This window comes from Lysinibacillus sp. NPDC086135, assembly GCF_044746345.1.
Taxonomy (GTDB): Bacteria; Bacillota; Bacilli; order Bacillales_A; family Planococcaceae; genus Lysinibacillus.
Genome location: NZ_JBIVCA010000018.1, coordinates 1 through 24,187 on the forward strand (window position 1 = coordinate 1; position 24,187 = coordinate 24,187).

Consider the following 24,187-nt stretch of genomic DNA (forward strand, 5'->3'; position numbering starts at 1 on the left):
CTGTTCGCTCGACTTGCATGTATTAGGCACGCCGCCAGCGTTCGTCCTGAGCCAGGATCAAACTCTCCATAAAAAGAAATTTGATTAGCTCAAATCGTTTTGCTGGCATCATGTTTGATGTCCAAAATTTTGTTTCGTTCACCAACTCAAGGTTAGCTACTAAAAACTTTATTGATTACGTTTTGCTTGTTCAGTTTTCAAGGTTCATGTTGATGTCGTTGTTTTCAGCGACTTCTTTATATTAACATTTAACTCATTTCATGTCAACAACTTTTTTAAAAAGTTTTTCCGTTCGTTGAGTTATTTTGTTATGTCTTAGCGACAATTAATATAATACAATATCAATTAATTAAAAGTCAATAACTTTTTATAAAAAAATATCGAGGTATTTTTCATACCTCGATAACTAGCATACTACAGTCCTTGCTCCATTTCTAGAGCGTCTTTATTTACCTTATAATGACGGTGGAATATCATGTCACTTTTCGCAACGATAGGTTCAATTTGAATATAACCTTTGTCCACTAAATATTCGACAAACACTTCTAAATCTACTGAGTAGTTCATGAGCTCATTATGATCGTGCAATTCCTGAATTGTCCAAGTCTCTTTTGTTTGCATTACTTCTAAAATATGTTGAGCGCCGTCTCGAGTACGTGAATGTATTAAAAACTCGCTTGCTAAAAATAATAGCTCTAAACGTTTTTCTATCGGCTCATTACTTGTAACGAGCTCCTCGTATAATTTATAAATCGCTGGTTCTATTTTTTTCACCTGCGCCCAAACAGTTACTTCAGGGTAAAGTCCACTATCAATAATGGATAAACGCCCCAAATGATGTAATGAATCTACTACATGATTATAAGCATCGAGATAGCTACCCTTATCAAAGTATTCTTTTCCTTCTAAGTAACGTCGAATTAACTTTGAAAATTGAATACCAGTTTTGATTTTACGACCACAAAACGGAAACTCCTGTAATTCAATTTTTAACTTATGAAGAAATTCATTACGATCAAATAATACTTTACCAAAGAAAATCCAATCGACCACTTTTTTATTTGAGCCAATGAGTAGCCATTTTCGTATTATTTTCTCGGTAACAGTATGTAAAGCTACTTTATTTCCTTCATATAAGTAATGCTTCGAAAAGACTGGCTTTTCTGCTTCCTTTACAATAATAAGTAAGACTGTATCAAATGTATCTGTCACATTACTTTTTTCCTCGCGTTTTTCCACTAAAATAACGCCTAACGTATTCGACTGACTTGCACGTTCCTGGTATATCGGACGCAAAACTTGTTCCATGTTCAGTCCCCCTCTATTTACTTGTTACCTTTTAACTTCATTCAATGGATGTCACGGATTTTCACCGTACTCAATTACACCAATACGAAATTGATTTCGTTAAAAATTCGACATACTCTAAAAGTATTCCTTCTTTCCACGTTATCAAAGCTAAAATACTTTGTTCTTATATGTTATAGTAGATTTTAGATTGGGAGGCAAGATGATAAATGAAACCTTACAAAAGTAAAATTAATAAAATCCGTTCATTTGCATTAGCACTTATTTTTATTGGCTTTGTAGTTATGTATGGGGGAATCTTCTTTAAAAACTATCCTATTCTAGTATTAATTTTCATGACCCTTGGTGTACTTTGTATTATTGGTAGTACAGTCGTATATGTATGGATTGGACTGCTCTCAACAAAAGCTGTTCAAGTGGAATGCCCTAATTGCCATAAGCACACAAAAGTATTAGGCCGTGTAGATATGTGTATGTACTGCAATGAACCATTAACACTGGATCCAACTCTAGAAGGAAAAGAGTTCGACCAATCTTATAATAAGGCAAAAAAATCCTAGCCCTTCGATAAGAGCTAGGATTTTTTCATTGTACTTTTGCAGATACATCTTTACACGATGGACAAGTGCCGTAAATTTCTAAACGATGCGAATGCACATCAAAGCCTGTTACTTGTGATGCAAAATGTTCAATTTCGTCGAGACCAGGATAATGGAAGTCGACTATTTTTCCACAGCATTCACAAATCATATGATAATGATCGTTTGTAACGAAGTCAAAGCGACTTGAAGCATCACCGAAAGTTAGTTCTTTCACTAGGCCAACTTCACGAAATACGCGAAGGTTATTATAGACAGTCGCTACACTCATATTCGGAAATTTCCCTTCAAGTGCTTTATAAATTTCATCGGCAGTTGGATGTGCCATTGTTTGAATTAAATATTCCAAAATAGCATGACGCTGAGGAGTAATACGAACACCAGTTGTTTTTAACGTGTCAAGTGCATCCTGTAAATGCGTTTCAGACATCGTCATGCACCTCTTCCATAAAGATTATTAATTGATAATAGTTATAATTAGTGTATCGAATTAAGCTTACTTCTGTCAACAATCATACACATTTCAGTTTAAGCTTCAATAACCTCGTGATAAATCCACCCTATTTTCTACATCCGTTTCACCACGTAACCACTTCTCTAAACTTGGCTTAAAAATCTCTAGGCTACGTTCAACATAACGAGATGAGTGACTTGAAATATGCGGAGATACAATGACATTTGGTAAAGTCCATATAGGATGATCCTCAGCTAAAGGCTCTTGTTCAAATACATCTAAAACAGCATAACCAATTTCACCTGCTTGAATGGCATGCACCAAAACGTTTTCCTCTACTAAGTTTCCACGACCAAAATTCATGAAAATTGCGTCATTTTTCATCGCTTTAAAATGGTCTTCTTTCAATAAATGCGTCGTCTCTTCTGTTTTAGGTAATACGGAAAGGACAATATCAGCCTTTGGTAAAGCTTCGGCTAATTGATCAAAGCTCACTATCTCATTCATATATGCTGCTTCGTCCCCCGAACGGTTACAGCCAATTGTCGCAACACCAAAAGCTTGCAATAAGCGACCTACTTCCGAGCCAATAGCCCCAGGTCCTAAAATAAGTGCTGTACTATCCCGCAACTCGGTTTGTTTCGCTTTTTTTGACCATTCACTTTTCTTCTGCTGTTCATACATCCAAGGCAACGCACGCTTAATCGCTAAAATATGGGCAAGCATTGATTCTGCCATTGGCGTTTTATGAATGCCACGCACATTCGAAACGAGTATCCCTCGTTCTATAATGGCTTGAGCTGGCATTTTTTCGATCCCCGCCGAAGCTACAAAAATCCATTTAACCTTTGTCGCATACTGTATATTTTCATCATGTAAATCTTCACCGTATGTGACAAGTACATCCGCTTGTTGTAGCTCATCGTTGGATAAGCCATTTTCAAAAATAAAATCAACTTGTGGAAATTCAGCTACTAGTGGCTCACGTAAATCCGTTCTTGGTTCAAACGTAAAATAAATTCTCATTGCTTCGCCTCCCATTCTGCTAAATATGTATATACTTCTTCAATATGATTTTTCACACGTACTTTACGCCAAGCCTTTATTAGGTTTCCTGCTGTATCAATTAAAAATGTCGAACGTTCTATCCCCATATATTCACGTCCATACATCTTCTTCAGCACCCACACGCCATACGCTTCTGCTACAGCATGATCCTCATCCACTAATAGCGAGAATGGTAATCCGTGTTTATCTATAAATTTGGTATGTTTTTTTGCATCGTCAGGACTAATCCCAAGTACAACTGCATTTAATTTACTAAAATCCTCGTGCTTATCACGGAAGTCACAAGCTTCCGTCGTACAGCCTGGTGTCATATCTTTAGGATAAAAATATAAAATAACATTTTGTCCTTTGTAATCCGCTAACTTTACTGTTTCTCCGGTTTCATTTATAAGGGAAAAATCAGGTGCTTTTTTACCTTCTATTAAAGCCATATCAATCTCCTCCTCTGTACGCTCTATTTTACTCTAAATAGTAAAACAAATCATATCCCTTAATTTCTTTGGATTTCTTACACCGATAGGTCTACAATAGATGAAGTATAAAGATTTAGGAGGCAATATATATGAATCACACAAAATCTGAAGCAGTACACACAGAAGCGCTACAGCATATCGTTGGTGGTGTAAATAGCCCTTCTCGTTCTTATAAAGCAGTTGGCGGAGGTTCACCTGTTGCAATGGCTCGTGGGAAAGGTGCTTATTTTTGGGATGTTGATGGCAACCGTTATATCGACTATCTAGCAGCTTACGGTCCAATCGTTACTGGTCACGGTCATCCACACATCGCCAAAGCTATTACAAACGCAGCTGAAAACGGCACTTTATTTGGAACTCCAACTGAATACGAGGTTACTTTTGCTAAAATGCTAAAAGAAGCAATCCCCTCCATGGATAAAGTACGCTTTAATAACTCTGGTACAGAAGCTGTCATGACAACAATTCGTGTTGCACGTGCTTATACTGGCCGTACAAAAGTTATGAAATTCGCTGGTTGCTACCATGGTCACTTTGACTTAGTACTAGTAGCTGCTGGTTCAGGACCTGCGACATTAGGTACTCCTGACTCAGCAGGTGTTACAACTTCTACTGCAGAGGAAGTAATAACTGTACCATTTAACAACCCTGAAGCATTTACAGAAGCAATGGATAAATGGGGCGATCAAATCGCCGCTATTTTAATCGAGCCAATCGTTGGAAACTTCGGTATTGTAGAGCCTAAACCTGGCTTCCTAGAATTAGTGCATGCTACAGCAAAGGAAAAAGGTGCGTTAACAATTCACGATGAAGTTATCACTGCTTTCCGCTTCCACTACGGCGGTGCTCAAAACTTATTAGGCTTAACACCTGACCTAACTGCCCTTGGTAAAGTAATCGGCGGTGGTTTACCAATCGGTGCATACGGCGGTCGTAAAGAGATTATGGATACAGTGGCTCCACTTGGACCTGCCTATCAAGCAGGCACAATGGCAGGAAACCCTGCATCCATGCAAGCTGGTATTGCCTGCCTAGAAGTATTACGAACTCCAGGTATTTATGATGAAATGGACCGTCTTGGAGCCATTTTAGAAGAAAGTATCTTGGCTGCAGCAAAAAAACATGATGTAACAATTACTGTTAATCGCCTTAAAGGAGCTCTTACAATTTACTTTACAGATGTGACAGTAGAAAACTATGAGCAAGCTGAAAACTCAGACGGTGAAATCTTTGGTCGCTTCTTTAAATTAATGCTTGCACAAGGCATTAATTTAGCGCCATCAAAATATGAAGCATGGTTCTTAACAACAGCGCATACAGAAGCCGATATTCTTGAAACAATCAAAGCGGTAGATATTGCATTTTCACAATTGTAATTTGTAAAATGTAACGGCTAAACGCTTAGTGAGAAGAGCAATATAGAACAGTTTCTAAGGTTAACTTTTAAAGACGACTCCCCTGTGAGCCGTCTTTTTCTGTAAATGACATACAAATCTATGTATTTTATGAGCACTTCCTTCTATAATGTAAAGAAGCTTAAAATTTTAGACAGAAAGGACATCCATTTTCTATGAAATTAGGTGCCCGTGTATTTAAAACTGGTGTCGCCATCGTGTTTGCACTATTTATTGCTGAGCTGCTAGAGCTACCTTCACCTGTTTTTGCAGGAATTGCAGCGATCTTCGCGATTCAGCCATCTATTTATCGTTCCTATCAAACAATTGTTGAGCAAGTACAAGCCAATATTATAGGAGCTACCATCGCGGTCATTTTTGGCTTGCTTTTTAGTCACCATGTAGTAGCCGTCGGCATTGCAGTCATTGTTGCGATCGGTATCATGTTAAAATTCAAACTTGAAAAATCATTGTCTCTAGCACTCGTTACAGTTGTAGCTATTATGGAGTTTCAAGGAGATGACTTTCTTACATTTGGTCTTATTCGCTTTTTCACCATATTAGTTGGGGTGTTAGCAGCATTTGTTGTCAATCTGTTCTTCTTGCCACCAAAATATGAAGTAAAGCTTTTCCGTAAAATTTACTTTTTACAGGATGATATTATTCGATGGACGCGACTTGCTGTTCGCCAGGCATCTGAGCATACTTCTACAAAAGAAGCATTAAGCAAATTTAAGGCTCGTATGCAACGAGTTGACACACTGTATGATTTTTATAAGGAAGAGCGTAATTATTTTAAAAATAAAAAGTTTGTAAAAGCACGTAAATTAGTTGTTTATCGTCAAATGATCACAACATCAAAGAAAAGTTTAGAGCTGCTTCATCGTCTTCATAATCATGAAAACGAAATAGCCCAGCTACCGACACAATTTCATTTAATGATTCAAGAGCGACTCGATTTCCTGCTAACTTACCATGAGCAGCTACTGTTAAAATATACAGGGAAGTTAAAGCCCGAACATTCAGAGTGGAGTAAAAACATCGATTATGTTCAGCGTAACGAGTTAATGGAAATATTCATCAAGCAGATCAGTTATGCGCATGATGAAGGCGATACTGAATTCTCGAGCTATCACTTGCTTTATATTTTATCGCGTATTTTAGATTATGAAGAAAACCTAGAGCATTTAGATACGCTCATCGTTTCGTATCAAACTCATCATGGCCAAGAGATCAATGTGGAGTTTGAAGAAGAGTTTATTTAACTTCTTAAGCAAAAGTCTCCCATCTCCATAGGTGGTGAGATGTAAGTCATTCTGACAGAAGTTAAAGCCTCCGGCGGATGTCACAGAATTATAACAAGGCATAATTGCTTAGTTGAAGCATGTAAAAGAGCGAAGGGTTGGCATTATATCCACCCTTCGCCCTTTTTTATTAGCTTTTCATTTTCGGGTCAAGCGCATCACGTAGGCCGTCCCCCATTAGATTAAAACCGAGTACCGTTAACATAATAGCTAGACCTGGGAAAATCATAGTCCACGGAGCCTTTATTAAATAAATACGGGAATCCGCTAGCATTTTACCCCATTCTGGTGCTGGCGCTTGAGCTCCTAATCCAAGAAAGCCTAGTGCTGCCGCTTCAATAATCGCTGTCGCTATCGCTAACGTTCCTTGTACGATAATTGGCGTCATCGAGTTGGGCAAAATATGCGAGAACAAAATTCTTGAATCACGCATTCCGATGGCCTTTGCTGCCACAATATATTCCTCTTCTTTAACACTCAATACTTTCGAACGAATTAAGCGCCCGAAATTCGGCACGTTAATAATGGCAATGGCAAGCAATGCATTTTGTAATGATGGTCCAAGTACTGCTACTATCGCAATAGCTAGTAAAATACTAGGGAATGCTAACAGAATATCAAAAATACGCGAGATTATCGTATCAATCCATCTTCCATAATAACCCGCAATAATGCCAAGGAAACTACCTACAATTACAGAAAGAATAACCGAAAAAAAACCTACCTTCAAAGAAATACTAGCCCCATGTATAACTCTTGAGAAAATATCCCGCCCAAAGTCATCTGTTCCAAACCAATGCTCACTTGACGGTGCTAATAACCGATTCGAAAGATTTTGTTCATTCATTCCTTCAGGAGCAATCATCGAGCCAAATATAGCAAGTATAATAAAAAATAGTACAATGCCTGCACCTACTAGGGAGATTTTGCTCTTTTTAAAGCTACGCCAGCCTTCTCTCCAAGGACCTACCGCTCGTTCACGACTTGGTGCTACATCTGTTTTTATATTTATCGCTCCAGTCATTTTTGCTTCTCCCCTCTATTTGTATTTAATCCGTGGATCAATCACCGTATATAGTAAATCCACAATTAAGTTAATCATAATAAAAATAAAAGCAATTACTAAAATACCTGATTGAATAACAGGATAGTCTCGGAAGCCAATAGCATCATAAATATAACGACCTATTCCAGGCCAGCTGAAAATCGTCTCCGTTAAAATGGCGCCACCTAGCAGTAACCCTGTTTGCAAACCGATTACTGTTAATACCGGAATAACTGCATTTTTCAATGCATGCTTATAAACAACAATAAACATTTTTTGCCCTTTTGCTCTAGCGGTGCGTACATAGTCAGAGCGCATTACTTCAAGCATAGACGACCTAGTCATTCTTGCAATAATCGCCATTGGGATTGTCGCAAGAGCTATGCCCGGTAATACTAATCGCTTTAATACTTCAGTAAATTGATCAAAGCGGCCTTGTATTAACGTATCCAGTAAATAAAAATGAGTAATGGTGGTTATTGGATTTCGCACATCTTCTCGCCCAGACGTCGGGAACCAGCCAAGCTGATTACTGAAAGCCCATTGTTCCATTAAGCCGAGCCAGAAAACGGGTATAGATACTCCGATTAAAGCAACTACCATTGCCACATAATCAAACCAAGAATTTTGAAACCATGCAGAAATAATGCCTGCATTCACGCCAACAATCACTGCGATAATCATGGCAAATAGCGCTAGTTCAGCTGTTGCCGCTAAATACAGGAAAATTTCCTCCGATACGGGCAATTTAGTACGTAACGATACTCCTAAATCCCCCTGGAAAATGCCACCTAAATAACTAAAATATTGTGTATACCATGGCTTATTTAATCCTAAACTTGCGTTTAACGCTTCGACCGCTTCTTTCGTTGCCTGCTGCCCTAAAATTACTTGTGCTGGATTACCAGGAATTGCACGAATTAACATGAAAACGATAAAAGTCATTCCAAGCAAAACTGGGATTAATTGAGATAAACGTCTTCCCATATAGCGAAGCATTTTCTTCACCCCTCTGTTATTTTCAAAATATACTTTTGTATGAAAAGCATTGAAGTCTTTACACATACTGTAGAAAGGATCAGCCTTCACCAAACGGTTCCGGACGCAATTATGCCGAGGCATAATTGATCGTTTAGATGATTGGTCTTTCATACAGAAAAAAATACCTCTAGCTTGTAAAAAGAATCCGCTAGATTCCTACGGCTTACCCGCAGAAAGCAAGCAGATTCTTTAAAATAATTCCCTCTTAAATTAAAACCTGTTTAAGACAGCCCTATAAGCCTACTTCATATCTACTGACTCTAAACGGTCAGAGCCTGTTGGATGTGCAATATAGTTTGTAACTTTAGTGTTAGCAGCTAAAATTGGGGTAGAGTAAGCAAGCGGAACCCACGGTGCATCTTTAGAGATAATCTCTTGTGCTTGCTTGTAAAGGGCATTACGCTTGTCCTCATTCATTTCAGTTTGTGCTGCAACTAATAGTTTGTGCACTTCTTTGTTGTCATAGAATGTATAGTTGTTAGAATGAATATTATCTCCGTCTAATAAAGTGTAAAGGAAGTTATCCGCATCACCGTTATCACCTGTCCAACCAAGTAAGAACGCATCCGCCTCTCCCTTTTCTGCCTTATCTAAATACGTAGCCCATTCAAACGTTACAATTTTAGATTTCATACCAACATCTGCAAAATTTTTCTGAATGGCTTCCGCAATTTTTTGACCATCAGGCATATACGGACGTGGCACAGGCATTGCCCATAGTTCGATTTCTTTACCATCATAGCCAGCCTCTGCTAATAATGCTTTTGCTTTTTCCGGATCATATTCATAGCCTTTAATGGCATCGTTGTAGCCTGCAACTAACGGAGGCATTGGATTTTTCGCCGTCTCTCCTAAGCCTTCATAAAATGCATCTACTAATGCTTGCTTATCGATTGCATAATTTACTGCTTGACGAACTTTTACGTTATCGAACGGTGGACGAGTTACTGTTAATCCAAGATAACCAACATTCATAGATGGACGTTCGATTAGTTGTAAATCTGTATTTGATTCGATTGAAGCTTTATCAGATGGACTTAAACCATCCACTACATCAACTTCATTGTTAGTTAATGCATTGAATCGTGCGGAGTTATCTGGAATAGAACGGAAAATAACTTTATCTAATTTCGGCAAATCTGCAATACGGTAATCTGGGTTTTTCTCTATTGTGATGGAATCATTTCGTTTCCACTCAACAAATTTAAATGGACCAGTACCTACTGGATGATCTTTAAGTGCCTCATCATCTTTTTCAAAAGCTGTTGGTGAAGCAATAGCAAATGGAGACATCGCTAAATTTTTCAAGAATGTTGCTTGTGGTTGGGATAATTTAAATATAACTTTATAATCACCATCAGCAGTAATCGACTCAATTACTTGCTTGTCATCTACCGTATATTGAGAGGCGTAGTATGGGAATTTATCAGCACCACCAGCTTTCCAGCGCTCAAAATTTTTCACGACTGCTTCAGCATTGAAATCAGTACCGTCATGGAACTTAACCCCTTCTTCAAGTTGCATCGTATACGTTAATCCATCTGCTGAAGGTTCCCAAGATTTTGCCAGCCCTGGCTGCAATGTTACATCTTGCTCTCCAAAGTTAATTAAAGTCTCATAGAGGTTAACCGTTACTTTAAATGATTCACCTTCTGTTACTGTCGCTGGATCGAGAGCAGTGGAATCACCGCCACGACCATATACTAATGTTTTTGGCCCACCGCTAGCTTTATCGCCACCACTTGAAGTATCTTTACTACCCGTATCCTTAGTATCTGAGCCGCCACAAGCTGCTAACATCGTCGAAAGAACAAGGATAAGCATTACACCCAAAGTCCAAAGCTTCTTTTTTTTCATTGATTTTCCCCCTAAGTTTTTTTATATCATTGAATGTTGGATTGCATCATATAGATGGCACGCAACATAATGACCCGGTTTCACTTCTTGCATTTTTGGAACTACTTGAGAGCATTCTTCTTTTTTAAATGGACATCTTGTATGGAAAGTGCACCCGCTTGGCGGATTCGAAGCACTTGGGATATCTCCAGAAATAATGAGCTGTTCACGTTCAAACGTAGGATCTGGAACAGGTACCGAGGATAGCAATGCCTGTGTATATGGGTGAAGTGGCTCAGCATATAAATCCTCACTTGCTGTCAGCTCCACTAATTTCCCCAAATACATTACACCTACACGATTACTAATATGACGTACAACCCCTAAATCGTGGGAAATAAAAATATAAGTTAGCTTTAAATCCTTTTGTAAGTTTTGCAATAAATTTAATACTTGAGCCTGTATTGACACATCGAGTGCAGAAACGGGCTCGTCCGCAATAATCAAACGTGGATTCGTCATCAGAGCACGGGCAATGCCGATACGCTGCCTTTGACCACCACTAAATTGGTGTGGATACCGTTTCACATGATATTCATTTAACCCAACAATTTCGAGAAGCTCTAATACCTTCTGTTTCCGTTCCTTTGCGTTGCCCATTCCATGAACAATAAGAGGCTCCTCCAATATTTTTCCAATATTATGCCTAGGATTAAGAGAAGCATAAGGATCTTGGAAAATCATTTGAATGTCTCTACGGGCTTTGCGCATTTCATTGTTCGAAAAATCTGAAATCATTTTACCTGCGAATTCAATCTCGCCCTCTGTTGGCTCAAGCAATCGCATTAAAAGTCGACCAGTCGTTGATTTACCGCACCCTGATTCACCAACGATACCTAATGTTTCTCCTTCAAAAACTTCAAAGGAAACATCATCCACTGCCTTTACGTCTCCAACCTGTGTATTCAAGGCACCCTTCCGAATAGGGAAATACTTTTTTAAACCATCAACTTTCAATAACACTTTCGACATGTTGCTTCACCTCCTGTTTCTCTAGTAAAAAACATCTCGATTTATGCCGCTCTGTCGCTTCATATAAAGGTGGTGTTTCTTGTACACAGCGGTCCATCGCAAATTCGCAACGCGCTGCAAAACGACAACCTTCCTGAATACTACCAGGCTTAGGTACACTACCTGGTATAGAGTAAAGATTGTCCTTTTTATAACGCATATCCGGTACTGATTTAATAAGCCCTTGTGTATAAGGATGCTTTGGATTTACGAATATCTCCTGAATAGGTGCCTCCTCTACAATTTGGCCCGCATACATCACAATAACCCGCTCGCATGTTTCTGCTACAACGCCTAAATCATGTGTAATTAATAATACGGCTGTATTTAAACGTTTATTTAAATCTTTCATAAGCTGCAAGATTTGAGCTTGAATCGTAACATCTAATGCAGTAGTCGGCTCATCAGCAATCAATACCTTCGGATCACAGACAAGTGCCATCGCAATCATAACCCGTTGTCGCATCCCCCCTGATAGTTGATGTGGGTAATCTTTTAATAATTCCTCAGCTCGTGGTAAACCTACTAGTTTCATAATATCAATTGCCCTTGCAAATGCTTCCTTTTTAGACCATTTTGGATTATGAATTAAAATCGCTTCTTTTAGCTGATCCCCAATTGTAAACAAAGGATTTAAGGATGTCATAGGCTCCTGAAAAATCATCGCCACATCTTTCCCACGAATTTTTTGCATTTGTTTATCAGATAATGTGACGAGGTTTTTGCCATCTAATAGTATTTCTCCACCCGTTATTTTTCCTGGTGGCGATGGTATTAACCCCATAATGGACAGTGATGTGACACTTTTTCCACTTCCCGATTCCCCTACAATCCCTAATATTTCTCCCTCACGAACAGAAAAATCGATATCATCTACGGCAGGAATTTGTCCATCATCTGTAAAAAAGGTTGTCTTTAAACCTTTTATTTCTAGCAGCTTTTTTCTCATGATCAATCGCCCCATCCTACCTATATTTTTACTTAATCACATTCTCTGTCACTCAATTCCCTATTTTCAGATAATTCTAACCAAAAAACATTGCTCTTTCAATCATAATTATTCTGCAATTAACATAGATTTTCTACATCGTTCGAGTTCTATATTAATAATATCTTAATAATCGATAATATTTTATAAATAAGACAAAAAAATAGCCTTCTGTTTATATTTAAACGGAAAGCTATTTTTAAATGATTAGATAGGGTTGACGTCGTTTCACTTTCGCACAAAAAACATCTTATTGCCCAAGCGGCTCATCAGACGCCCCCAGGAAGCTCTGCTCTGTGCGAAAGCGAAGCGGCAGCAACAAAGTGCCTAACCGGAACGGAAATCAACCCACGTTATGATGATGGCTAAATTTCCAATAAATTTTGGTCCATCATTTAAAACCGAGGGTGACATTTTGTTAAAACGTATGTCATGAGAATAAGTTGATTGGAGTGAAGGCCAGGCGACTCCTTGGGGATCAGCGTCACAGATGAGACCCTGGAGCGAGCAACGCGAGTGAAGCGGCCTCATCGGACGCCCCCAGGAAGCTCTGCTCTGCGCGAAAGCGAAGCGTCAGCGGCAAATGTTTTCTGTAGCGAAAGCGAAGCGGCAGCTACAAATGTTTTTTCTGTGCGAAAGCGAAGCGGCAGCTACAAAGCGCCTGACCGGAGCGGAAATCAACCCCACATTATGGTGAGCCAGAATTTTTCTATTATAACGTGGTATATCAATCTAAATGTTGCACCTGGAATAAATTAAAGTAAGTTCCCTCTTTTTGCATTAATTGCTCATGGGTTCCACTTTCAATTAATTGTCCATGATCTATAACAATAATTTTATCTGCATGTGTAATCGTAGAAAGTCGGTGAGCAATTATAATAGTTGTGCGTTCATGTGCAAGTACATCCAATGATTCTTGAATAAGTGCCTCACTTTCCAAATCCAACGCAGAAGTTGCTTCATCCAGTATTAAAATAGGGGGATTTTTTAAAAATACACGAGCGATTGCTACTCGCTGCTTTTGTCCACCTGATAACTTCACACCGCGCTCCCCGACTTTTGTGTCATAGCCATTTGGCAAGCTCATAATAAAATCATGTGCATTTGCCGCTTTTGCTGCAGCAATTACCTCTTCATCAGAAGCACCCGGCTTGCCCATTAAAATATTATCTTTTACCGAATCGCTGAACAAAATATTATCCTGTAGGACGATTCCAATTTGTGAGCGTAAAGAATGTAAAGTTACGTCTCGTACATCATTTCCATCAATACGCACCGCGCCACTAGTAGTATCATAAAAGCGAGGGATCAAACTAATAATAGTTGATTTTCCTCCACCACTCATTCCTACAAATGCAACTGTCTCTCCAGGGTTAATCGTGAAATTGATGTTGTTTAAAATTTGTGAGCCCTCTTCTTCATATTGAAAGTTCACATTGTCAAAGCGAACTTCACCCTTTACTCGAGGTAGCTCTAAGGCATTAGCCTTGTTTTTTATTTCATAAGGTTCATCTATTAATTCAAACATTCGATCCATTGATGCTATTGACTGTGTTAACATCGTTGATGAACTTACAAGACGACGAAGTGGACCATAAAGTCGTTCGATATAGGCGATAAAGGCCACCATCGTCCCGACTGAAAGAGAACCATTAATAACCTGATAACCTGCATAAGCAATTACTAGGAGAGGTGCTACATCCGTGATAGTATTTACCACCGCAAAGGATTTAGCATTCCATTTCGTATGGTCTAGTGCCTTTTCTAAAAATTCACCATTTGCTTCATCGAATAATTTTTGCTCATGCTTTTCTAGCGTGAAGCTTTTAATAATACTCATTCCAGCTACACGTTCATGTAAATAACTTTGCACACCTGCAAGCGCTTGTGATCGTTTACGTGTTAAAGATCGAAGTTTACCAAAGAAGTACTTCACACTAAATGCATAGAATGGGAACGCAACTAATGCTACTAGCGTAAGCTTAACATCCATGGCAAACATAATACCGATAGCAATAACAATTGTCGCAAAGTCTAGCCAAACATTCATCAAGCCTGTCATGATAAAGTTTTTTGTTTGTTCCACATCATTAATCACTCTTGAAATAACATCGCCAGCTCTTGTATTGGCATAGTATCTTAAACCTAATCGCTGTAAATGTGCATATATTTGTTTTCGAATATCGAAAAGCACTTTGTTACTGACATTTTGAGCGAAATATTGACGGTAATACTCAATCGGTGGTCGAATAATAAAGAATACAATGATCGTTCCACCTAACCAATAAAACAGTTCCTTTGTCTTCTCTGCATCCGTTAGACTTTTTGCATCGATAATATCATCTAACACAATTTTTATGAGTAATGGAATAAATAACGGAATCGCAAATTTCACTATACCAATTATAATCGTTAAAATAATTTCCCATGTATATGGTTTTACAAATTTCATATAACGTTTAATACTACCCAATTTATTATCACATCCTTATTAATAAGACTCTCTTAAGTAAATAGCACATAAAAAGAAATAGACATCCACAAATTGAATGCCCAAACGTATTATAGCAATATTTTGCTTCAAGTACATTTAATTTAGCTTTATTACTAACTATTTTACAATTCGATTGTTTAAGACATAAAAAAAACACCCATTAGTAAAACTAATAGGTGCAATTAATCATCTGCTTGCATATCGAGCTGAAACTTATAACGACTTGTCCAGGCATCGATGAAATCAGGTGCAAAAGGTCCTCTTTTTTGTTGAATCCAGCTAATTAATTTATCGACATTGCGCTTTAAAATTTTATCTATGACATCTGGATAAGACATTTCCTTACGATGTAGCTCATATTCATCCTCATCTAAGAGTGAATAAGACATATCAGGGAAAACTTTAATGTCTAAATCATAGTCAATATATTTAATGGCATTATTATCGAAAACAAATGGTGAGCTTAGATTACAATAATAATACACACCGTCCTCACGTAGCATGCAAATGATATTAAACCAGTGCTCCGCATGGAAATAACAAATAGAAGGCTCTCTCGTTAGCCAAGTACGACCATCGGATTCTGTCACAAGTGTCCGTTCATTCGCACCGATAATTATATTTTTCGTCCCTTTTAAAACCGTTGTTTCTTGCCAAACACGGTGGATACGGCCATTGTGCTTATAACTATGTATTTGTATCGTTTCTCCTTCTACCGGTATTGCCATTTTTGAAGCCCACCTTTTCGTCTATGCTACCTAAATCTAGCAGTCTCTAGTATATTATAGCAATGTGTACGCGAAAGGTGTAGTTAGAAAACCACAAAATTTCCCTGCGCTCTTTTAAATTTGTACAAAATTTCGATCATAACAACCTTTCAATTGGATTTTTTTTGCTTGTGTTTATAAACAAATCGGATTTTCTGAATCAAAGCCTTTCTTCCTCGCTTCCGATCAGTTCTTCGTTCTATCTGAGCAGTTTCCTCAACTACCCAATCAATTTTCTCATCTTGCTATATAAAAATTAAAAAGGAGCTGCCTTTATTAATCTTTTCGATTTTAGACAGCTCCTAAGAGGTAAATGCAATTATGCAATTACAAAGTGTTATTCACCAAGATCTTGGTTAGTTTTATTGAAGTTACCTGAAGCTTGAGCTTTGTTTTGCTCTGCTTTAGCATTTTGCTTTTGCACTTCATTAACGTCTGTTTCATAACCAAATTCTTGACTTTGACGTTGCATGTTTTTATTCGGTTGTAAATTTTGGTTGTTGTTTTGCTTTTTCATTATTCATTCACCTCCACGCTCATTATTGTGTACCGAGGTGAATGCTTTTATGCTCATAAATTTTTATAAATTTTATTTTCTTGATTAACTCTTAATTTCTCGCCAAATTTTCAGCATTGGAACGGGCATTGGTAATAATTCTATTTGCTCTCGAGTCAGCCATTCGCCCTTTACTGCTGAATTGCATTTCATAAAATAGCTATTTATATGCCATGTTAAATGTGAAAAAACATGTTTAAATGTTAGCAAATCTTCTTGCGATTGAACATTCATAGCATAATCATTAAGAAATGTATCTATTGAATCTTTACCGTGCTCAAGCATTGGAAACTGCCATAGGTTAGCTAGTAAACCTTCTGCTGTTCGCTGTTCTAATAAAAATCGACCTTCGTCATCTCGGCATACAAGCACATCGTATGTGATATACTTCATCTTTACTTTTTTTGATTTGATAGGTAATTTTTCTGGCTCACCTTCATTATAAGCGGTACAGTATTCGCGAACTGGACACAATAAACACTTTGGTGAGGTTGGCGTACAAATAAGTGCACCAAGCTCCATTAAGCCTTGATTGAAGGACGATGCATTTTCGGGATCTATCAATTCTTCAACAGCCGCTTCAAAAACCTTTTTAGTCTTTGGAACTGCTATATCATCATGAATAGTAAGCACACGACTTAAAACGCGCATAACATTGCCATCAACCGCATGTTCGGGCTTATTATAGGCAATACTTAAAATAGCTCCAGCAGTATATGGGCCTACGCCTTTTAATGTTGAAATCTCGTGGCGATTATCGGGTACTATCCCACCGTAGTTTTCTAATACCTCACGGACACCCGCTTGTAAGTTACGTGCACGGGAATAATAGCCAAGGCCTTCCCAATGCTTCAATAAGTATTCTTGCGGAGCTTCCGCGAGTAATTCTAATGTTGGAAAACTTTCCATGAAACGATTGTAATAAGGAATAACTGTGTCGACACGTGTTTGCTGGAGCATCACTTCCGATACCCAGATTTTATAAGGGTCCGTAGTATGTCTCCAAGGTAAATCACGTTTCTCAACATTAAACCATTCGACTAAAGATTGTCGAAATTCTGTTACATATGGATAATTCACAGTGACCTCCTGCGTCTTTACGATTTTATTTATGGTAAAAAGAGTATACAATTAAGAAAAGATTATCTGTCAAAAACGACAAAAAACTTCATATTTTTTCAAGCTTTAAAACAACTTTCTTAATTGTAAATATCACGTATTACGGATTATTGAAATATACATGTATGCAATTGTACTCTTTTTTGTTGCATACAAGGAGTGGATATTTTTGGATTCAGGTACACATTTCGTTATGGGTATTGCCCTCGGAGGTCTTGCTTTAATCGACCCCGTTGTAGCAGATCATTCAATGACCTTTACCGCAGTAATGGCAGGTACGATTATTGGCTCACAGGCACCTGATGTCGATACAGTGTTAAAATTACGCAACAATGCCGTTTATATTCGACATCATCGAGGTATTACACATTCACTACCAGCAGTAGCTCTTTGGCCCATATTAATTACAGCGGTTTTAGCACTTATTATTCAAGACGCAAATGTGTTTCATTTATGGCTTTGGACATTTTTAGCTGTAGCACTTCATGTCTTTGTTGATATTTTCAACGCTTATGGTACACAAGCACTTCGACCATTCTCTAGAAGATGGGTTGCACTTGGTGTCATTAATACGTTTGATCCAATTATTTTTACACTACATTGCCTTGGCATTTTACTTTGGGCATTTGGTGCAAATCCAGTTTGGACATTTAGTATCATGTATCTCATTATTATCGTTTACTACTTTTTACGCTTTACAGTCCAAAAAGCTGTAAAGAACGCTGTGCATAATACCATACAAGATGAAGAGTATGTCATTGTAGCCCCTACAATGAGATTCTTCCACTGGCGAATTGCAGCAAAATCCAAAACGCATTATTACGTTGGGCGCGCTTATGGGCGAACTGTTAATATTTATGATAAATTCGAAATAAAACCTTTACCGAAAACGCCTCTTATCGAAATAGCATTGAAAGATCGCAATCTCGCTGCTTTCGTGTCATTCTCACCATTGTATCGCTGGGAAATTTCAGAACTCGATAATGGCTTAACAGAAGTAAGATTAATTGATCTGCGTTACCGTAGTGATAATCGCTATCCGTTTGTTGCTGTCGCCCATTTAAACGATGACAATGAGATTATCACTTCATACACAGGCTGGATTTTTACCGAAGATAAACTCCAGAAAAAATTACAGGTTGGCGCAAGTAATTAAACATCAGCAAACCCTGACCAAATATTGGTCAGGGTTTTGTTATTGTACCATATCATCACTAGCATCGAGTAAATGTGCGTATTTAGGATTGCGTCCTGCAAATGCATGAAGTTTATCACCGTAGCTGTTAATTAATTGACGCACTAAATTTTCAGTGTAATCAGCACCACGATAGGAGTAGCCTGCTTTTGCAGAAGTCGATTCAAAATCACTCCATAAAAGCTCAATCCATACTCGTGCACGTCCTACTGACATTTGCGGGTTTTTTGCAAGTAATTCAGCAGTTAGTTTTTCAATTTTTTCTTCCATTTATTTGCCCACCTTTACAGGAGATAGCATGGAAACAGGTAAAGCCTCTTGATATTTTTCGCCTCCCAAGCGATGTCCCCAAGCAAAGCGACCTTTTAAATAATCCACTTGAAAAAATTCATTTTCAGAGCCGTCAATACGATACATTTCTCCAGGAATTATTGTCTCCAAATCTACTAAATAAGCAGCAGCCATTAAAGCCTTACGCTCATATACTGCGAATTCATTAATGATACCTAGCTGTTCCGCCTTACGTGCCTTTTCCTTTATCATTGCTATTTCCTCACGTAATTCGTGCTCTGACATTGCAGCATAATTTTTTTCGTTCATTCCTCATTCTCCTTCTCTTCTATAAAACGATCTATAACCTCTATAGGAAACCCCTTTTGATAGAGAGCCTGCTTTATTTTCATTTTCAATTCATAACCAGTATACTTCGATGAATACTTTTTCCAAACTTTTTCGCCTTGTCCATCAAGTAGCTGTTGCCATTCATCTTCATCTTGCTCAATCTCTATTTGACTGAGCACATCATCTACAACATTAAAAGAATAACCTTTTCGCATTAAAAAATCTTGAATTTTAGCTTTTACTTGTGTTGGGGTTTTCTTTTTTTCTGATCGAACGACCTTCTCAGCCAATTGTGTGGCAAGCTTAACCTGTTCCGCATGACTATACGTAGCAAGAACCTCATCCTGTAAGCTTTTATCAATTCCTTTTTTCATAAGGTCTTGCCTAATTGCCTTAGGTCCCTTTTTCATCGTAGCTTTTTTCGTATCGAGTAACGCCTTGGAGTAAGTTTCATCATTTAAAAAGCCGTATGATTTAAGCTTTTGGATAGCCTCTAAAATAACCGCTTCCCCAAATTCCAACGAGAGAAGCTTTTTCTTGACCTCATGCTCACTGCGCATTTGATAAGACAAAAAATTTAACCCTTTATTAAAAGCTTTTCGAATCTCATCCTCATAGGCAATTTCCTGAATGTCAAATTCCTCAAGAACTTTTCCCTTCGTTAATCCAAATTGAATGAGAATTGCCTCATCTACAGGAAAAGCGTATTCTTCGTTCAAATATATATTATAACGTTCTGGGTTGTTTTTTTGACGTGCAATTTTCGTAATAATACGCATTTGTAACACCTCACTACTGACCATTATAACATTTTTCGAGGGTATTGCTCTGTGGGAGGTATGCTCCCGTTTTGCGTGGGTATTTACTTTTATTTCGGTATTCTCTCGTTTCACGAGTAATTTCCAGTTTCGAGGATATTCTTTTAGAAAAACATCATTTTACGTTTAATTTCCTCTTCAAGATTTATGCATTAAATTAAATAGGATAATTTTTTTAAAAATACGCATTCTAATGAAAAAGAAAGGATGCGTTTTTACATGTGGAAACAGCATATTGTAGGTGCGGTCATCGCTACTTTTATTATTGCCGCGGCGATTAGCTTTAATCCATTTTCAGCTTCTGGCTCTGATGAATACCATTGGGGATTAAAGAAAGCAAAAAACGGTGAACCAGCTGAAGCTGGAGCACAGCTTGATCAGCTACTTGAGAAATATGGTGCTATTTATAAAGGTAAGCCTGATAAAAAAATTGCTTATTTAACCTTTGATAACGGATATGAAAATGGGTTTACAGAAAGCATTTTGGATACATTGAAGAAGGAAAAAGCACCAGCCACCTTCTTTTTAACTGGTCATTATTTAGAAAGTGCCCCCGATATAGTGAAACGCATGATTAAAGATGGCCACACAATCGGCAACCATTCATATGGACATCCAAATATGGCGAGATTAACGCCAGATGCTATGCGTACAGAATGGAAAAAATTTGACGATAAACTTCGGGGATTGACTGGTATAAAGCGTACAACATACTTCCGACCACCTGAAGGTACATTTAATGCGAAATTATTAGAGGTAGCAAATGCTGAGGGCTATCGTCATATTTTCTGGTCTGTTGCCTTTAAGGATTGGGAAAGGGATGTCCGTCGTGGCGCAGATTATGCGTATAATGCATTAATGGAACAGCTTCACCCTGGCGCTGTTATTTTAATGCATACAGTTGCACAAGATAATGCAGAAGCTCTCCCAAGGTTTATTGCCGAAGCGAAAAAACAAGGCTATACATTTTTATCCCTTGACGATTTAGTTTTAGAATATGAAGATTCTCCTGTCGCTTTGCAATCGTCTACTCCTTAGTTATAATGGGGAGATGATATTAAAAGAACAGGGACGTGGATCGCTTGACGCAGCAAACAACAATGGAAGTAGGACAAAAATTTCCTCTAACAATAAAAAGACTTGGTATTAACGGTGAAGGAGTAGGCTTTTATAAGCGTAATGTGGTATTCGTAAAAGGCGCTATTCCTGGTGAAGAAATTACAGCACAAGTAACTAAAACACAGCGAAACTTTGCCGAAGCAGAAATAGTAACTATTCGCAAAGTTTCAAAATATCGCCAAGAAGCGCCATGCCTAGTCTACAACGAATGTGGCGGCTGTCAGCTTCAACATATGACATATGAAAAACAGCTAATCGAAAAGCGTGATATCGTAATTCAAGCATTAGAACGTTACGCTAAACCTTTAGCTAATACAGTTGAAGTTCGCAAAACTTTAGGGATGGATAATCCATGGAATTATCGTAACAAAAGTCAGTATCAAGTACGTAAAGAGGGTAAGCGTGTCTATGCAGGGTTATTTGCAGAAGGTAGTAACAAGTTACTGAACATCAATGATTGCCTTGTTCAACATCCGATTACATCTAAAATCACAGTTGCAACGCGTAAAATTTTACAAAAACTGAATATTACTATTTATGATGGTCGTACACTTGATGGCTTAGTACGTACGATTGTTGTACGTACAGGAATTCGTACTGATGAAACACAAGTCGTGCTCGTTACAACACGTAAGGAAATTCCACATCAAGCGGAACTCATTGCACGTATTAAAAAAATCGATCCAAGTATTGTTTCGATTGCCCAAAATATTAACCGTGAGAAAACATCGTTAATCTTTGGCGATGAAACAATTGTCCTTGATGGCAAGGAAACAATTCATGAGGAGCTTGGAGAATTAGCCTTTGATTTATCAGCTCGCGCCTTTTTCCAACTGAATCCAACACAAACGGTCCATCTTTATGATGAAATAAAAAAAGCAGCAGCATTAACAGGCAAAGAAACAGTTGTTGATGCTTACTGCGGTGTTGGAACAATCGGCTTATGGCTGGCTGACAAAGCAAAAGAAGTTCGCGGGATGGATGTTATTCCAGAAAGCATTCAGGATGCACGTAAAAATGCACGAAACCATGGCTTCAAGCATACAAAATACGCAGTCGGCACAGCAGAAAGTGTCCTAGCAAAATGGCGCAGGGAAGGGTTTACACCAGATGTTATTACAGTTGACCCACCACGCACAGGTCTAGCACCAGAATTCATCCGCACGGTGTTGAAGCTAAAACCGAAGCGCTTTGTCTATACATCGTGTAATCCATCAACTTTAGCGAAGGATTTAAACGATTTATCGAAGTTTTATGATGTGGAGTATATTCAGCCAGTGGATATGTTTGCACAAACCGCACAGGTGGAATGTGTGGCGAAGCTAGTATTGAAAAATAAGTAATAAAAACGGGCGTCCTCAAAAAATGAGTGACGCCCTTTAACATTCTAAATGAGAATTTCTATTGCTTTAGCAGCTGCATCGTGGATCGATAATTTTTATATATATTCTGCGATCTCCTCATTATAATTCATCTGAGTTAGTGTTCTTCTATTATATAGAGATCCAAAGTCCAAATATTACTTATCTACAAATATTATTTGATTTTATGTTAACTTGTCTGTATAATATCATTCTAGGTGCCAAACCTATGTGACTTGGACGGAACATCCTTGTCACGCAAAGAACGCCATAACAGCACGGATTTGCTGGGCGTTTTTTTGTTTTATGAGCGGGAAGATGAGCCCCGCTCTTTTATTTTGTCTAAAATACCCAAAAGTCTCCGAGCTGACTCTCTTTTTTCCGCTTCAAGAATCATTCCAAAAAACAACGCCCAAAGACTAATAAAACAATGGCTATAGCTAGCAAAAGCATCGCCACTAATAAAAGGAAGCTGTAATTTACATATTCTAAATAAACGCCTCCTAATGGCCCTGTTAAACTACCGATACTAAGAGCAATACCGCAAAGCAGATTTCCTGTTGGTAGTAACTCCTTTGGTGTTAAGTCAGCCATAAAAGTAATACCCAATGAAAACATCGAACCGACTAATGTACCTGTAAAGAAAAATGCTACAGCTACTGCAATTTGTGAATGCTCTACAAAACTTGCAATGCCAAAAATAACAGTCCCACCAAATGAACCTATCAGCAAGACATTGCGTCGTCCTACTTTATCCCCCATAGCTCCAAGTGGTACTTGTGTCAAAATCGCACCAAATGTAAAGACTGATAAAATAATAGGAATCATATCCACACGAAACCTTTTCGTAACGCATAAACTAGGAACAAGGCATTTAAAGAAGATTCTAAAAACCCATAAACAAATGGCACTAAAAATGCAATCCACCCGAATGCAATAGCCATTTTATAACGATGCCACCCCCTTGCATGTAAGTCTCCCGTTAATCTCTCTGGTTTTTCATTTTGTAAAAGGAAGACAAAAGCCCATGCTAATAAGCACATAATCGAGGACACAATAAACGGTAATGCTTCTGAAACTTGTATAAGTTTCACCATCAAAGGACCTACCGCAAAACCTGTACTAAAAGACAAGCCGTAAATGGCCATACCTTTTCCTAAGCTTTTATGATCCGTAGTGCTTGTAATCCACGTCTGTGTTGCAAAGTGTAATGCATGATCCCCTATCCCAATGAGTAAGCGGAGGGTAAACCAAAAAGTCACACTCTTCCATAAGGGAAATGCAAGCAGTGAAGCGAAGACAAGTGCATCGCCTATTAATAGCCCCATTTTCGTAATGGCTGCTCGATAAACGGTGAGATTAATAAAGTTCCTATGTATAGACCTGTTGCGTTCAATCCATTCAACGCAGAGGATACTCCATCACGTTCGAAAATAATTGAAATTAGCGGTAATAGCATCCCTTGTGAAAAGCCTGAAATAGATACAATTAACACTAGAATGGCAAATCTTTTTTTGCTGTAATCTGAGAAGTATGTCATCATTCCCTCCAACATC

Annotated in this window: 25 protein-coding genes and 1 rRNA gene; 6 read left to right on the plus strand and 20 right to left on the minus strand. The window is 38.1% G+C overall.

Going from position 1 to position 24,187, the window contains the following annotated elements; translation table 11 throughout:
• Both ACIPKN_RS20295 and ACIPKN_RS20300 read right to left on the minus strand, forming a co-directional pair.
• A 16S ribosomal RNA gene (locus ACIPKN_RS20295) occupies positions 1–73 on the minus strand; the annotation flags it as partial.
• A gap of 341 nt (positions 74–414) precedes the next feature.
• Positions 415–1,308 carry a nucleotidyltransferase-like protein gene (locus tag ACIPKN_RS20300; protein WP_400939497.1) on the minus strand — a complete coding sequence of 298 codons (894 nt, stop codon included), beginning with the start codon at positions 1,306–1,308 and terminating at the stop codon, positions 415–417.
• Between the two features lie 209 nt (positions 1,309–1,517).
• Here ACIPKN_RS20300 and ACIPKN_RS20305 point away from each other — a divergent pair, with 209 nt between their 5' ends.
• The gene (locus ACIPKN_RS20305; protein WP_400939499.1) at positions 1,518–1,868 is read left to right on the plus strand and encodes a YgzB family protein; all 351 of its coding nucleotides are present in this window, start codon (positions 1,518–1,520) and stop codon (positions 1,866–1,868) included.
• Between the two features lie 25 nt (positions 1,869–1,893).
• On the opposite strand, the gene perR is transcribed toward ACIPKN_RS20305, so the two are convergent.
• From perR to bcp, 3 genes are all read right to left on the minus strand, one after another.
• Entirely contained in the window at positions 1,894–2,337 is a 444-nt protein-coding gene (perR, locus tag ACIPKN_RS20310) for a peroxide-responsive transcriptional repressor PerR (RefSeq protein WP_142510785.1), read from the minus strand.
• A gap of 105 nt (positions 2,338–2,442) precedes the next feature.
• Positions 2,443–3,387, minus strand: a complete 945-nt coding sequence (locus tag ACIPKN_RS20315; protein WP_400939502.1) for a D-2-hydroxyacid dehydrogenase — start codon at positions 3,385–3,387, stop codon at positions 2,443–2,445.
• The gene (gene bcp / locus ACIPKN_RS20320; RefSeq protein ID WP_400939504.1) at positions 3,384–3,860 is read right to left on the minus strand and encodes a thioredoxin-dependent thiol peroxidase; all 477 of its coding nucleotides are present in this window, start codon (positions 3,858–3,860) and stop codon (positions 3,384–3,386) included. The genes ACIPKN_RS20315 and bcp overlap by 4 nt, the downstream gene beginning before the upstream one ends.
• Before the next feature lie 131 nt (positions 3,861–3,991).
• On the opposite strand from bcp, the gene ACIPKN_RS20325 reads away from it, so the two are divergent.
• Both ACIPKN_RS20325 and ACIPKN_RS20330 read left to right on the plus strand, forming a co-directional pair.
• Entirely contained in the window at positions 3,992–5,278 is a 1,287-nt protein-coding gene (locus ACIPKN_RS20325; RefSeq protein WP_400939506.1) for a glutamate-1-semialdehyde 2,1-aminomutase, read from the plus strand.
• Between the two features lie 194 nt (positions 5,279–5,472).
• Positions 5,473–6,561 (plus strand): FUSC family protein, encoded by a 1,089-nt coding sequence (locus ACIPKN_RS20330; protein ID WP_400939508.1) that lies wholly within the window; start codon positions 5,473–5,475, stop codon positions 6,559–6,561.
• A gap of 169 nt (positions 6,562–6,730) precedes the next feature.
• On the opposite strand, the gene nikC is transcribed toward ACIPKN_RS20330, so the two are convergent.
• From nikC to mutY, 9 genes are all read right to left on the minus strand, one after another.
• Positions 6,731–7,624 (minus strand): nickel transporter permease, encoded by an 894-nt coding sequence (nikC, locus tag ACIPKN_RS20335; protein ID WP_142510780.1) that lies wholly within the window; start codon positions 7,622–7,624, stop codon positions 6,731–6,733.
• Positions 7,625–7,639: 15 nt separating this feature from the next.
• Positions 7,640–8,644, minus strand: a complete 1,005-nt coding sequence (locus tag ACIPKN_RS20340) for an ABC transporter permease (protein ID WP_400939511.1) — start codon at positions 8,642–8,644, stop codon at positions 7,640–7,642.
• Between the two features lie 282 nt (positions 8,645–8,926).
• Positions 8,927–10,543: an ABC transporter substrate-binding protein gene (locus tag ACIPKN_RS20345; RefSeq protein ID WP_400939513.1), complete on the minus strand. Its 1,617-nt coding sequence runs from the start codon at positions 10,541–10,543 to the stop codon at positions 8,927–8,929.
• Between the two features lie 21 nt (positions 10,544–10,564).
• Positions 10,565–11,554: an ABC transporter ATP-binding protein gene (locus tag ACIPKN_RS20350; protein WP_400939515.1), complete on the minus strand. Its 990-nt coding sequence runs from the start codon at positions 11,552–11,554 to the stop codon at positions 10,565–10,567.
• On the minus strand, positions 11,529–12,542 hold the full coding sequence (locus tag ACIPKN_RS20355; RefSeq protein WP_400939517.1) for an ABC transporter ATP-binding protein: 1,014 nt from the start codon (positions 12,540–12,542) through the stop codon (positions 11,529–11,531). Before ACIPKN_RS20355 ends, ACIPKN_RS20350 begins: the two co-directional genes overlap by 26 nt.
• 766 nt (positions 12,543–13,308) lie before the next feature.
• The gene (locus ACIPKN_RS20360; protein WP_400939519.1) at positions 13,309–15,054 is read right to left on the minus strand and encodes an ABC transporter ATP-binding protein; all 1,746 of its coding nucleotides are present in this window, start codon (positions 15,052–15,054) and stop codon (positions 13,309–13,311) included.
• 203 nt (positions 15,055–15,257) lie between these two features.
• Positions 15,258–15,803 carry a nucleoside tri-diphosphate phosphatase gene (gene ntdP / locus ACIPKN_RS20365; protein ID WP_132363336.1) on the minus strand — a complete coding sequence of 182 codons (546 nt, stop codon included), beginning with the start codon at positions 15,801–15,803 and terminating at the stop codon, positions 15,258–15,260.
• Between the two features lie 376 nt (positions 15,804–16,179).
• The gene (locus ACIPKN_RS20370) at positions 16,180–16,359 is read right to left on the minus strand and encodes a gamma-type small acid-soluble spore protein (RefSeq protein WP_142510774.1); all 180 of its coding nucleotides are present in this window, start codon (positions 16,357–16,359) and stop codon (positions 16,180–16,182) included.
• 84 nt (positions 16,360–16,443) lie between these two features.
• Positions 16,444–17,478, minus strand: coding sequence for an A/G-specific adenine glycosylase (mutY, locus tag ACIPKN_RS20375; RefSeq protein ID WP_400939522.1), 1,035 nt, complete (start codon positions 17,476–17,478; stop codon positions 16,444–16,446).
• Between the two features lie 208 nt (positions 17,479–17,686).
• On the opposite strand from mutY, the gene ACIPKN_RS20380 reads away from it, so the two are divergent.
• On the plus strand, positions 17,687–18,673 hold the full coding sequence (locus tag ACIPKN_RS20380; RefSeq protein WP_142510772.1) for a metal-dependent hydrolase: 987 nt from the start codon (positions 17,687–17,689) through the stop codon (positions 18,671–18,673).
• A 39-nt stretch (positions 18,674–18,712) separates the two neighbouring features.
• On the opposite strand, the gene ACIPKN_RS20385 is transcribed toward ACIPKN_RS20380, so the two are convergent.
• The 3 genes from ACIPKN_RS20385 to recX are packed head-to-tail and all read right to left on the minus strand — an operon-like array spanning position 18,713 to position 20,112.
• On the minus strand, positions 18,713–18,982 hold the full coding sequence (locus tag ACIPKN_RS20385) for a YfhJ family protein (RefSeq protein ID WP_142510771.1): 270 nt from the start codon (positions 18,980–18,982) through the stop codon (positions 18,713–18,715).
• Positions 18,983–19,312: a YfhH family protein gene (locus ACIPKN_RS20390; protein ID WP_142510770.1), complete on the minus strand. Its 330-nt coding sequence runs from the start codon at positions 19,310–19,312 to the stop codon at positions 18,983–18,985.
• Positions 19,309–20,112, minus strand: coding sequence for a recombination regulator RecX (gene recX / locus ACIPKN_RS20395; RefSeq protein ID WP_400939527.1), 804 nt, complete (start codon positions 20,110–20,112; stop codon positions 19,309–19,311). The genes ACIPKN_RS20390 and recX overlap by 4 nt, the downstream gene beginning before the upstream one ends.
• Positions 20,113–20,370: 258 nt before the next feature.
• On the opposite strand from recX, the gene ACIPKN_RS20400 reads away from it, so the two are divergent.
• Positions 20,371–21,189: a polysaccharide deacetylase family protein gene (locus ACIPKN_RS20400; RefSeq protein WP_400939529.1), complete on the plus strand. Its 819-nt coding sequence runs from the start codon at positions 20,371–20,373 to the stop codon at positions 21,187–21,189.
• Positions 21,190–21,233: 44 nt separating this feature from the next.
• A complete protein-coding gene (rlmD, locus tag ACIPKN_RS20405; RefSeq protein WP_400939532.1) occupies positions 21,234–22,613 on the plus strand; it encodes a 23S rRNA (uracil(1939)-C(5))-methyltransferase RlmD in 1,380 nt (459 codons plus the stop codon).
• A gap of 411 nt (positions 22,614–23,024) precedes the next feature.
• Here the strand turns inward: rlmD and ACIPKN_RS20410 are convergent, their stop codons facing one another.
• From ACIPKN_RS20410 to ACIPKN_RS20420, 3 genes are read right to left on the minus strand one after another with little or no spacing between them, the layout of a single operon-like run.
• On the minus strand, positions 23,025–23,558 hold the full coding sequence (locus ACIPKN_RS20410; protein WP_400939534.1) for an MFS transporter: 534 nt from the start codon (positions 23,556–23,558) through the stop codon (positions 23,025–23,027).
• On the minus strand, positions 23,456–23,959 hold the full coding sequence (locus ACIPKN_RS20415) for an MFS transporter (protein ID WP_400939537.1): 504 nt from the start codon (positions 23,957–23,959) through the stop codon (positions 23,456–23,458). Before ACIPKN_RS20415 ends, ACIPKN_RS20410 begins: the two co-directional genes overlap by 103 nt.
• A complete protein-coding gene (locus ACIPKN_RS20420) occupies positions 23,947–24,174 on the minus strand; it encodes a hypothetical protein (RefSeq protein ID WP_400939539.1) in 228 nt (75 codons plus the stop codon). Before ACIPKN_RS20420 ends, ACIPKN_RS20415 begins: the two co-directional genes overlap by 13 nt.
• Positions 24,175–24,187 lie beyond the last annotated feature (13 nt).

Excerpts from the sequence above, each read along its gene's own strand:
- ACIPKN_RS20300 (WP_400939497.1), bottom strand. The coding sequence starts at position 1,308 with ATGGAACAAGTTTTGCGTCCGATATACCAGGAACGTGCAAGTCAGTCG.
- ACIPKN_RS20340 (WP_400939511.1), bottom strand. The coding sequence starts at position 8,644 with ATGCTTCGCTATATGGGAAGACGTTTATCTCAATTAATCCCAGTTTTG.
- ntdP (WP_132363336.1), bottom strand. The coding sequence starts at position 15,803 with ATGGCAATACCGGTAGAAGGAGAAACGATACAAATACATAGTTATAAG.
- bcp (WP_400939504.1), bottom strand. The coding sequence starts at position 3,860 with ATGGCTTTAATAGAAGGTAAAAAAGCACCTGATTTTTCCCTTATAAAT.
- ACIPKN_RS20370 (WP_142510774.1), bottom strand. The coding sequence starts at position 16,359 with ATGAAAAAGCAAAACAACAACCAAAATTTACAACCGAATAAAAACATG.
- ACIPKN_RS20325 (WP_400939506.1), top strand. The coding sequence starts at position 3,992 with ATGAATCACACAAAATCTGAAGCAGTACACACAGAAGCGCTACAGCAT.
- recX (WP_400939527.1), bottom strand. The coding sequence starts at position 20,112 with ATGCGTATTATTACGAAAATTGCACGTCAAAAAAACAACCCAGAACGT.
- ACIPKN_RS20350 (WP_400939515.1), bottom strand. The coding sequence starts at position 11,554 with ATGTCGAAAGTGTTATTGAAAGTTGATGGTTTAAAAAAGTATTTCCCT.
- ACIPKN_RS20390 (WP_142510770.1), bottom strand. The coding sequence starts at position 19,312 with ATGAACGAAAAAAATTATGCTGCAATGTCAGAGCACGAATTACGTGAG.
- ACIPKN_RS20345 (WP_400939513.1), bottom strand. The coding sequence starts at position 10,543 with ATGAAAAAAAAGAAGCTTTGGACTTTGGGTGTAATGCTTATCCTTGTT.
- perR (WP_142510785.1), bottom strand. The coding sequence starts at position 2,337 with ATGTCTGAAACGCATTTACAGGATGCACTTGACACGTTAAAAACAACT.
- ACIPKN_RS20305 (WP_400939499.1), top strand. The coding sequence starts at position 1,518 with ATGAAACCTTACAAAAGTAAAATTAATAAAATCCGTTCATTTGCATTA.
- nikC (WP_142510780.1), bottom strand. The coding sequence starts at position 7,624 with ATGACTGGAGCGATAAATATAAAAACAGATGTAGCACCAAGTCGTGAA.
- ACIPKN_RS20420 (WP_400939539.1), bottom strand. The coding sequence starts at position 24,174 with ATGATGACATACTTCTCAGATTACAGCAAAAAAAGATTTGCCATTCTA.
- ACIPKN_RS20355 (WP_400939517.1), bottom strand. The coding sequence starts at position 12,542 with ATGAGAAAAAAGCTGCTAGAAATAAAAGGTTTAAAGACAACCTTTTTT.
- ACIPKN_RS20330 (WP_400939508.1), top strand. The coding sequence starts at position 5,473 with ATGAAATTAGGTGCCCGTGTATTTAAAACTGGTGTCGCCATCGTGTTT.
- ACIPKN_RS20315 (WP_400939502.1), bottom strand. The coding sequence starts at position 3,387 with ATGAGAATTTATTTTACGTTTGAACCAAGAACGGATTTACGTGAGCCA.
- ACIPKN_RS20385 (WP_142510771.1), bottom strand. The coding sequence starts at position 18,982 with ATGGAAGAAAAAATTGAAAAACTAACTGCTGAATTACTTGCAAAAAAC.
- ACIPKN_RS20400 (WP_400939529.1), top strand. The coding sequence starts at position 20,371 with ATGTGGAAACAGCATATTGTAGGTGCGGTCATCGCTACTTTTATTATT.
- ACIPKN_RS20415 (WP_400939537.1), bottom strand. The coding sequence starts at position 23,959 with ATGGGGCTATTAATAGGCGATGCACTTGTCTTCGCTTCACTGCTTGCA.